Annotated in this window: 8 protein-coding genes; 7 read left to right on the forward strand and 1 reads right to left on the reverse strand. The window is 63.7% G+C overall.

Annotated features, from left to right (window positions below; genetic code table 11):
• Nucleotides 1-115: 115 nt before the first annotated feature.
• Nucleotides 116-1,867: a type I secretion system permease/ATPase gene (locus tag EN949_RS11780; protein WP_024502439.1), complete on the forward strand. Its 1,752-nt coding sequence runs from the start codon at nucleotides 116-118 to the stop codon at nucleotides 1,865-1,867.
• Nucleotides 1,860-3,236, forward strand: a complete 1,377-nt coding sequence (locus tag EN949_RS11785; RefSeq protein WP_013533102.1) for an HlyD family type I secretion periplasmic adaptor subunit — start codon at nucleotides 1,860-1,862, stop codon at nucleotides 3,234-3,236. Before EN949_RS11780 ends, EN949_RS11785 begins: the two co-directional genes overlap by 8 nt.
• A 175-nt stretch (nucleotides 3,237-3,411) precedes the next feature.
• On the opposite strand, the gene EN949_RS11790 is transcribed toward EN949_RS11785, so the two are convergent.
• Nucleotides 3,412-4,362 carry a LysR family transcriptional regulator gene (locus EN949_RS11790; RefSeq protein WP_013533101.1) on the reverse strand — a complete coding sequence of 317 codons (951 nt, stop codon included), beginning with the start codon at nucleotides 4,360-4,362 and terminating at the stop codon, nucleotides 3,412-3,414.
• A gap of 93 nt (nucleotides 4,363-4,455) precedes the next feature.
• Here EN949_RS11790 and EN949_RS11795 point away from each other — a divergent pair, with 93 nt between their 5' ends.
• The 5 genes from EN949_RS11795 to EN949_RS11815 form a co-directional block, all read left to right on the forward strand.
• The gene (locus tag EN949_RS11795) at nucleotides 4,456-5,361 is read left to right on the forward strand and encodes a dioxygenase (RefSeq protein ID WP_063167498.1); all 906 of its coding nucleotides are present in this window, start codon (nucleotides 4,456-4,458) and stop codon (nucleotides 5,359-5,361) included.
• Between the two features lie 3 nt (nucleotides 5,362-5,364).
• Nucleotides 5,365-6,324 (forward strand): VOC family protein, encoded by a 960-nt coding sequence (locus EN949_RS11800; RefSeq protein ID WP_013533099.1) that lies wholly within the window; start codon nucleotides 5,365-5,367, stop codon nucleotides 6,322-6,324.
• Nucleotides 6,321-6,980 (forward strand): dienelactone hydrolase family protein, encoded by a 660-nt coding sequence (locus EN949_RS11805; protein WP_013533098.1) that lies wholly within the window; start codon nucleotides 6,321-6,323, stop codon nucleotides 6,978-6,980. The genes EN949_RS11800 and EN949_RS11805 overlap by 4 nt, the downstream gene beginning before the upstream one ends.
• Entirely contained in the window at nucleotides 6,980-8,041 is a 1,062-nt protein-coding gene (locus EN949_RS11810) for a maleylacetate reductase (RefSeq protein ID WP_063170176.1), read from the forward strand. Before EN949_RS11805 ends, EN949_RS11810 begins: the two co-directional genes overlap by 1 nt.
• Before the next feature lie 27 nt (nucleotides 8,042-8,068).
• A partial coding sequence (locus EN949_RS11815) for a twin-arginine translocation signal domain-containing protein (RefSeq protein WP_127371691.1) occupies nucleotides 8,069-8,230 on the forward strand: 162 nt, incomplete at its 3' end.

Genomic DNA, 8,230 nt, shown 5'->3' on the forward strand with positions numbered 1-8,230 from the left:
AGAGCGTAATAAGGGGGGGGACGGATAGCGGCTGCTATGCGCACCAAGAAAGGTTTGAGCCATCACAATTTACGGAAGTAATGGCGCGGCAGTGTCGCGCGAACGACCGCTGGTCATGAAAACATCGGGGGCCGGTTCTCCCGAGCTGCGTTCCGCCATTCTCGCCTGCATGCCTGGGCTGCTTGGCGTGGCGCTGTTCTCGGCAGTGATAAACATTCTCGCCCTGACCGGTTCGGTCTATATGTTGCAGATCTACGATCGCGTTCTGCCGTCGCAGAGCGTTCCAACCCTGGTGGGGTTCACGATCGGCATGCTGGGCTTGTATGCGGTCTACGGGCTCCTGGATTTCGTGCGGCTTCGCGTGCTGGTCCGCATCGGCAGTCTTCTCTATAGAAATTTGCAGGAAAAGGTGTTCTCCATCTCCCTGTCCTTGCCGCTCAAGGCAGGACGTGATGCGGGCCGCTTGCAGCCTTTGCACGATCTTGACCGACTGCGCGGCTTTCTTTCCGGAACGGGACCGACGGTCATCTTCGACGCTCCGTGGATCCCTTTTTATCTGGTGATCATTTATTTGCTCCATCCTTTGCTCGGCTTGTTGGCAACCGTCGGCGCGATCGCCGTGGTCCTCCTGACGGCGGTTGCGGAAGTCTTTAGCCGTGGTCCGGCCGCGCGCGCCTCCGAAGACTTGTCGTCGCAACGGGCGCTTGCCGACTCCGCCCGGCGCAACGCCGAGGTTGTTCATGCAATGGGGCTTTCTGGTCGACTGGCTCGACGCTGGAGCGACGTCAGCCGCGCATATCTTGGTCAGCAGGAGCGCCTCTCGGATGTCGTCGGTGGCGCCAGTTCCTTCTCGAAGGCGCTTCGCATGGGTCTGCAATCCGGCGTTCTGGGGCTCGGTGCTTACCTGGTCATCGGCGGTGAAGCTTCTCCTGGGGTGATTATCGCATCTTCCATATTGCTCGGCCGGGCCTTGGCCCCAGTTGACGCGGCGATTGCAAACTGGAGAGGTTTTCTATCGACCCGGCGCAGCTATAGCGAGCTGGCAGCTGTCATGGCTGCATTTGGCAGTCAGGACGATCCGATGGAATTGCCTCGTCCACAGGCACGATTTGCCGTCGAGCAACTGACAGTCGCGCCGCCCGGCCTGACAAGACCGACCGTTGTAAATGTAAGTTTCCACCTGTCGAGGGGGGCTGGAATGGCCGTCGTCGGCCCGAGCGGCTCCGGCAAGACGACGCTGGCCCGTTCGTTGGTCGGGGTGTGGAAGCCGCTCCATGGCTCGGTGAGATTGGACGGCGCCTCTCTCGATCAATGGAACTCGGAACATCTCGGCGCCCATATCGGCTACATGCCGCAGGATGTGGAGTTGTTTGACGGCACGGTAGCAGACAACATTTCGAGGTTCCGAGGCAAGACGGATCCAAAAGGCGTCCTTGCGGCGGCAAGAGCCGCCGGCGTCGAGAAAATGATCATGCAACTCCCTCAGGGATTTCAGACCCGCATCGGGGAGGGGGGAGCGGCCCTGTCGGCAGGGCAGAGGCAACTCGTGGGTCTCGCCCGAGCACTTTATGGCGAGCCGTTCCTTGTCGTGCTCGACGAACCGAACTCGAACCTCGACGTGGATGGAGACGCTGCCCTGGCCGGCGCCATACGGGCAGTGCGTCAGCGCGGGGGCATCGTCATTGTCGTTGCGCATCGTCCCTCGGCACTCGCCAACATCGATCAGGTGCTGGTTATGTCGAACGGGACGGTTCATGCCTTTGGCTCGCGCGAGGAGGTCTTGGCGAACGTGCTCCGACCTTCACCGCCTGTTTCACCTCGGCCATCTTCTTTGGCGCCGATACCGGGGGTTGCCGGGCATGCATGAGGCTCTGCTCGAAACATTCGTCACCTTCTCGTCCTATGCCCGGACCCTTCGTGGCAGCAAAGGACCTGCCGTGAGCTCGCCAGATCTGCCGGACGGTATACGGGCCAACCTGATATTCGGCTTGGTGATTACAGGTCTGCTGGTCCTCGGCGGCGGCCTGTGGCTGGGATTGACCAAGATCGCCGGCGCCGTGGTTGCACCGGCCACCGTGGTGGTAGAAAGCAACGTCAAGAAGGTCCAGCATCAAACCGGAGGAACAGTGGGCGGGATCTTCGCGCAGGACGGAGATCATGTGCGAGCCGGCGACGTGCTGGTCAGGCTGGATGACACGCTGACACGCGCGAACCTGCAAATCATCAGCGAGGATCTCGATCGCGCGACCGTTCGCCTCGCCCGGCTGGAGGCCGAGCGCACGGGCTTGGCGGAAATGCAGCTGCCGGTCGGCCTGAAAGCGCGAATGAACCAACCGGAGCTGGCTGCGCTCGTCAACGGCGAACGCGCTCTCTTTGAAACGCGCTCTTCGGCTTTGGCTGGACAGAAGGCACAGCTGAGAAGCCAATCCCAGCAACTTGAACGTCAGATCGACGGTCTTAAAGCGCAACAGAGCGCGGTGGATGAATCGGTTGCCCTGCTGAGCAAGGATTTCGCCGACGTTGATTCCCTCTACGCCAAAAAACTCGTCTCCAAGGAGAGGGTAAGCAACATCAAGTTGGATGCCACCCGGGCCAGGGGAGAATCGGGGCGCCTCGCTGCAGCAGTAGCTGAAGCCCAGGCGCGCATCAGCGAAACGGGGTTGCAGATGCTGCAGCTGGATGACCAAAGGCGCACCGACGTGACGACCGAACTCCGCGAGACGGAAGCCAAGCAGACCGAACTCAACGAACGGAGGATTGTGGCGCAGGATGAACTGACCAAGACAACGATCCGCGCGCCACAGTCCGGAACGATACAGGAATCGGCTGTCCATACCGTCGGCGGCGTTATCGCGCCTGGCGAGATGCTTATGACCATCGTACCTGATACCGACGATCTTGTGGTGGACGCGCTGATCCCTCCGTCGCGGGTCGACGACGTCCGGCCTGGGCAGCCGGTGTCGATCCGTTTTCCGGCGTTCGACGTGGGAACCACTCCGGTCTGCCAAGGGTCAGTGAAACACATCTCGGCAGATCTGATTAAAGACCCGCAACGTCAGCTTTCCTATTTTTCGGCGCGTATCAAGGTTGAAAGCAAATCAAGCTGCCTGACCGAAGCGAAGGTGCTGAGGCCAGGTATGCCCGCCGAGGTTCATATCCGCACCGACGAACGCAATGTCTGGTCTTATCTGTTGAAACCCTTTGCGGATCAGATGTCCAAAGCGTTTACGCAGTGATGGCGAGGTGGAGGAGGGCGTGACCAATAGGATATCGGGATTTCTGGCGGCCCGACGGCTTTTGGGGGCGGGCGGCCGTCGAGCCTAACCGGCGACGCGGGGATGAAGCGCCTCCGGCTGGAGGAAACATGCGCGTTGTGTGACGCTACCGCATCATTCGAATAGCGAGGCTGGTTTACCGTCCCCAGACAACGGCATTCTCATGCCGTTTGATGATGTGCTTCAGGTTTTCGAAGGCGGTCGTGACGTGGCCCGCGAAGCGCTCTGCCGCCGGTGAGCGTGGTCCGCTGACCCGGCGAAGGATACCGAGTGAGCGGCTGGGCTGCGGGATTTCATAGGGCAGCACCGTAACCCGGCTCTCCTTGCGCTGCGCGAAGACTACGGAGAATGGCAGCACGGCCAACGCATCGGTTTCGGCAAGGAAGTTGATCACGCTCATCAGCGAGCCTCCCGAATAGCGGATGTTCAGGTCCGACATGCCGATGCTCATCAGGATCATCTGCAGGTCCGACATCAGCGGAGAGCCGGGCAGGGGAGCCACCCAGGGAAAGCTGGTCAGGTCATGCGCCCTGAGGCGGCGATTTCGCAGCAGGGGATGATCGGGCCGGCAAGCCACGACATTGCGTCCGGGCAGGATTTCGGTGAATTCGAAGCCGGGACCAAGGTCGAGCACGCCGATCGGCACGATGCCGAGGTCGATCTGGTTGCTGTCCAGCGCCGCGACCATCTCGGGCAGGTTCATATAGCTCTGCTGAACGGTGACCTCGGGTTCGAGCTTCTGGAATTCTCCGATCATCCGGCTGATCATCGCGTCCATGAAGAACGGCACGCCGCCGACACGGACGACACCTTTGGTGCCTTTCATGAAGCCCTGCACCGCATCCGACGCCTTGCGCGACGCGGTGATGATCGTGCGGCCCTGCGCCGCCAGCTGGAAGCCGAGCGGCGTCGCCTGCAGCGGCCGGCGGCCCTTGAGGAACAGCGGCTCACCCACCCGCGCCTCCAGCATGGCCAGGGATCGGCTGACCGCCGGCTGGGTCAAGCCCAGCATGGCGGCTCCTTCCGACACGCCGCCGGCATCCAGCACCGCGGCGAGCTGCATGAGGTGGCGCTCGTTCAGCTTCATAGCAAAACGCTATACAAGGGACGTCACATCTCATCAAGCATCGCGTCGGGCCGTGCTATCCCGCTTGGCAAGGGGAAGGGAGGCCCCGGCGGAATGCACGGCCAGCACGACCCGAAGCGGGATGAGTCCCCCAAGGCGATATCGACGCAGGCCGAGGAATTCTCGCGGCGCCTGACGGCAATGGGCCAGTCCCGCCTGGCGGCGGCGGCGCAGGCAGCCGTGGATGGTTTGCACGCGCTAATCGTGGAGTTGCGGCCCTCCGGCGAGGAATTCCGCCAGGCGATCGATTTTCTGACCGAGGTTGGCCACTACGCCGATGCGCGGCGCCAGGAATGGGTGCTGTTCGCCGACGTCCTGGGCGTGTCTTCGCTGATCGAGGATCAGAACAGCCCGCGCCCCGCCGGAGCGACACCAAACACCCTGGCCGGGCCCTTCTACCGGGCCGACGTGCCGGAGATGCCACCCGGCGCGAACATCTCGCGCGATCACAAGGGCGAGCCGCTGGAGGTCGCGGGCCGCATCGTCGCGCTCGACGGCGCGGGGGTCGGCGATGCGACGGTCGAGATCTGGCAGGCCAATGCCGAGGGTCTCTACGAGAACCAGGAACCCGACCGCCAGCCGGAATTCAATCTGCGCGGACGCTTCCGTACCGATCCGCAGGGACGGTTCCGCTTCACGACGGTGAAGCCGAAGGGCTACACGCTGCCGTCGGACGGACCGGTCGGTCAATTGATGTCAGCGCTGGGCCTTGGCCTTGAGCGGCCGGCCCATATCCATTTTCGCGTCTCGGCGGAGGGCTTCGAGACGCTGACGACCCACATCTTCGACCGGTCGGACCCTGCGATCGGCCGGGATGCCATCTTCGGGGTCAAACCCGAACTCATGGCCGAGTTCCGCGCGCTGCCGCCCAATGGAGGAAAACGCAAGCACGCGCTCGACCTCAACCTCGTGCTCTGCCCGCAGCGGCGGAGCGATACCGAAACCTCTGGGAGGAGATGACCGATGGCACGTATCAGCGGCTACCACCATTTGACGCTCTCGACCGACAGCGCTCAGGAAGATTTTGATTTCTATACCAAGGCGCTCGGCCTGCATTCGGTGAAGCGCACCGTCTTGTTCGACGGCGTCATCCCGGTCTACCACCTCTATTACGGCTCGCCCAATGGCGATGCGTCGACGATCATCACCACCTTCCCGTTCCGCAAGCCGGGCGTCTATGGCCGCCGCGGGTCCAATCAGTCGCGCACCATCATGCAGTCGATCCCCAGGGGCGCCGCGGATTTCTGGGTCGACCGGTTGAATGCGCGCGGCATCGAGGCCATCAAGATCACCCGTTTTGGCGCCGACCGTGCGGCTTTCGCACATCCCTGCGGCATCCCGCATGAGCTGGTGGAAAGCGACAGGGATCCCCGCGCGCCCATCACCAACGAGGCGCAGGGCATCGGCAAGGCCCACGGCATCAAGGGAATCTACGGCGCCGTGGTGGCGGTGATGGACCGCACCGCCATGGACGACTTCCTGACCATCGCATTGCCGATGGAGAAAGAGGCCGACGACCACGAGGGGCTCGTGTTCCGCGTGCCGGATGCGGCCGGCGTCGCACAGCGCGTGGAGGTCATTGTCGACCGCGACAGCCCGCAGGGCACCTGGACTCTGGCGGGAGGCACGATCCACCACCTCGCCCTCAACACCGGCGACGAAGAGAACCAGTTGAAGCTGCGCGCTCATATCGAGGGCCTCGGCTTCACGGACATATCGGAGCAGAAGGACCGCAACTACTTCAAGTCCTGTTATGTCCGCTCGCCCGGCGGCGCGCTGTTCGAAATTGCCTGGACCACGCCGGAAGGCTGGGCCAAGGACGAGCCTCCGGGCCAGATCGGCAAGACGCTGGTCTTCCCGCCTTGGTTCAAGGACCGCGAGAGCGAATTGCAGGCCGGCCTGGAACAGGCGGATTTCGCGTGAGTTCAGGCAGCGGTCCGCTCCGGCTTGGGCCAAGAGGCCCGGAGGCTAAGGCGATTTGCGTCTTCGTCCACGGCCGCGGCCAATCGCCCGAAGAGATGCAGTCCCATGTGCTGTCGCGGCTTTCCGCGTCGGCCGTGGCCTTCATCCTGCCGCGCGCGCCGCACGGCATGTGGTGGGAGGCGCGTGCCGTCGACCCGTTGACGTCGGTCGCCCGCGCGCAGCTCTCTGACGCGCTCGACCACCTTGCGGCCGCAATGGTTGCGGCGCGTGCCGAACTGCCCGGACTGCCGCTGCTTCTCGCGGGCTTCTCGCAAGGGGCGTGTCTCTCGATCGAATATCTCTGTGCGGGGCTGCCGCCGCCGGACGCTTTGGCGGCCTTCACGGGCTGCCGTGTCGGCGTTCCGGCGGACGAAAGATCCGAGGCGGCGCCGGCCGGAATGCCGATTTATCTTTCCGGTGGTGATGCCGATCCGTGGATACCGGTCTCGGCGTTTGCCGATGCCGCGCAATCGCTGGGCCGGATTGGCGCGAGCCTGCGGGCCGATCTGTTCCCGGGCCGCGGCCATGAGGTCTCGGACGCCGAGATTGCCATGCTGGGCACTATCCTCGACGACCTCGCGGCCGGGCGTGGCCCGCGCATGGAGGCGGCGCGATGATGGACAGCTTCACCTTTCCGGGCCTGACGACACGGGTGGTCTTCGGTGCCGGCACCATGGCTCGCGTCGAGGAGGAAGTCCGGCGGCTCGGCCATGAAAAGGTGATGGTGCTTTCGACGCCGCATCAGAAGGGCGATGCGGAAAGGCTGGCCGCAAGCCTTGGTGGCCTCGCCGCCGGGATCTTTGCCGGCGCGGTCATGCATACCCCTGTCGAGGTCACGGAAAAGGCCATCGATACCTTCCGCGGCAGTGGCGCTTCGGCGGTCGTCAGCCTCGGCGGCGGCTCGACCACTGGGCTCGGCAAGGCCATTGCCGTGCGCACGGGCGCCGACCAGGTGGTCATTCCCACCACCTATGCCGGCTCGGAAATGACCGACATACTCGGCGAGACGGCAGCCGGCGAGAAGACCACCCGCCGCTCGCCGGACATTCGCCCAGAGACGGTGATCTACGACGTCGATCTGACACTGAGCCTGCCGGTAAATCTCACCGTAACCTCGGCGATGAACGCGATCGCTCATGCGATGGAAGCCTTGTATGCCCCCGATCGCAATCCGGTCATCGTGCTGATGTGCAGGGATGCCATGGTTGCCTTCCGGGAAGGCATTCCAAGGTTGATCGGCAATCCGCAGGATCGCGCGGCGCGGACGCAGGCGCTCTATGCGGCGTGGTGCTGCTCGACCGCACTCGGCTATGTCTCGATGGCGCTGCATCACAAGCTGGCGCACGTCTTCGGCGGCTCGTTCGACACGCCGCACGCCGAAACCCACGCCATCCTGCTGCCCTACACGACCGCCTTCAACGAAGCGGCGGTGCCCGATCTGCTGCGCCCGATCGCTGAGGCATTCGGTGGTGGTTCGGCGGGCGGCGGGCTCTGGGATTTCGCACAGTCGGTCGGCTCTCCGCTGAGCCTGAAGGCGATCGGCATCGAGGAGGCCGATCTCGACCGCGCGGCGGCAATCGCGGTGAAGAATGCCTATGCGAATCCAAGGCCGATTGATCCGGGATCGATAAGGGAACTCCTTCAGGCGGCGTGGGAGGGACGCCGTCCGGGGGACTGAGAACAAAACAAGAGGGAGGAACCAAACATGATCACAAGACGCAGCCTACTGAAAGCCTCGGCGGCGACAGGCCTGGCGCTCGCCGGTTCGCGCCTGGCGACGCCGGCCATCGCGCAAGGCGCCAAGATCCGCCTGGGCTATGTTTCGCCGCAGACGGGGCCGCTCGCCGGCTTCGCGGAAAGCGATGAC

It is taken from the genome of Mesorhizobium sp. M7A.F.Ca.US.007.01.2.1, assembly GCF_003998165.1.
GTDB lineage: Bacteria > Pseudomonadota > Alphaproteobacteria > Rhizobiales > Rhizobiaceae > Mesorhizobium > Mesorhizobium ciceri.

Bases quoted from the DNA above. Each gene is read 5' to 3' on its own strand.
- EN949_RS11785 (WP_013533102.1), top strand. From the start codon at position 1,860: ATGCATGAGGCTCTGCTCGAAACATTCGTCACCTTCTCGTCCTATGCC.
- EN949_RS11780 (WP_024502439.1), top strand. From the start codon at position 116: ATGAAAACATCGGGGGCCGGTTCTCCCGAGCTGCGTTCCGCCATTCTC.
- EN949_RS11795 (WP_063167498.1), top strand. From the start codon at position 4,456: ATGCACGGCCAGCACGACCCGAAGCGGGATGAGTCCCCCAAGGCGATA.
- EN949_RS11810 (WP_063170176.1), top strand. From the start codon at position 6,980: ATGGACAGCTTCACCTTTCCGGGCCTGACGACACGGGTGGTCTTCGGT.
- EN949_RS11790 (WP_013533101.1), bottom strand. From the start codon at position 4,362: ATGAAGCTGAACGAGCGCCACCTCATGCAGCTCGCCGCGGTGCTGGAT.
- EN949_RS11800 (WP_013533099.1), top strand. From the start codon at position 5,365: ATGGCACGTATCAGCGGCTACCACCATTTGACGCTCTCGACCGACAGC.